Genomic DNA, 1286 nt, shown 5'->3' on the forward strand with positions numbered 1-1286 from the left:
GGAGTTTATTTTCGGCTGTACCGTTCGTTGTACATCTTCTCAAACGCCGCCTTCGTATCTGTATCCACGAAGCCCCTAATCGCTCTGCCGCACCATTTCTCGTTGTAGTCGAGGGCTTGGAGGTAGATGATCTTCTCCGCAGATTCTATGTTCGTGAGGCTATTCATCGGCTTGAGGCGTTTGCGTAGCTCCTTGTTCATCCGCTCGATTGGATTTGTGGTGTAGATCGCTGACCACGTTAAAGGCGGATACTTATAAAAGGTCAGGAGGGTCGGGAGTTGCTCTTCCCATGACTTAATTTCCTTCGGGTACTGCTTGCGCCACTTGTCTTTGAAGCCGTCGAATACGGCTCGAGCGACGTCTGGGTCAATAGCCGTGTACACTTGCTTCAACTCGTCTAGAAACTCGGTTTTATCCGTCGTGCGAATCTTAGGGAATGTCGCACGTACCTTGTGAACGACACAGTGTTGCACATCGGCCATCGGGTAGATCTCACGGAAGGCTTCCTCTAGCCCCGGCAAGCCGTCAAATACGCCAAGCAACACGTCCGTAGCGCCACGCTGCTTGAGGTCCTTGAGCACCTCGCGCCAGCCGTTAGAGCTCTCGTGACCACCGACATAGAAGCCGAGGATTTGACGGGTCCCTTTCTCGTCGATGCCCATCGCCAAGTACACGGCTTCGCTACTTACCGTGTTGCGCTTAAGCTTCACATAAGAGACCGTCAAGGTAGATCACGGAATAACGCTTCTCTAGCGGGCGTTTCTGCCACTGCTCAATGTCCTCCATGACGGTCTGCGTGATGTTGCTGATGGTCGTAGGTGAGTACTGTGAACCAAACATACTCTCGACGAACTTAGCCACTTCTCGCGTGCTCATGCCGCCTTTGTACATGTGAATGATTGCTTCCTCCAGCCAGCCTTCACGACGCTGATACGGCTGGAACAACCGTGTTTGGAACTGAGCTTTGCGGTCGCGTGGCACTTGCAATGCTTGAATGGTTCCATAGCGTGTTTGATAGGAGCGCTTGTAGTTGCCGTTAAGCGTCGTGCGTGATCCCTGGTGTTCATTTTGGATGTAATTTTTGATTTCTTCGCGCAGCAGCAGTTCTAGTTTGTCCTGTAGCAGCTTAGTTACAGCATTTTCAAGTAGATCATTAAACGCATTTTCGGGTATAGTAGTCATCGAGTAGGGCTCCTTCTTGGTGGTGTCGCAATCCCGAGGATACCCTACTTTTTTGTGTTCTGGTAAGACTCCAGATGTTGGTACACAGACTATTTTACGTCGCC

1 pseudogene is annotated in these 1286 nt (G+C 51.0%); it reads right to left on the bottom strand.

Annotated features, from left to right (window positions below):
* Positions 1–5: 5 nt before the first annotated feature.
* Positions 6–1182, bottom strand: a pseudogene (locus tag ACFO1S_RS21570) (IS256 family transposase).
* Positions 1183–1286: the final 104 nt, after the last annotated feature.

Source organism: Cohnella boryungensis (genome assembly GCF_042651945.1).
In the GTDB taxonomy this organism is placed as follows: Bacteria; Bacillota; Bacilli; order Paenibacillales; family Paenibacillaceae; genus Cohnella; species Cohnella boryungensis.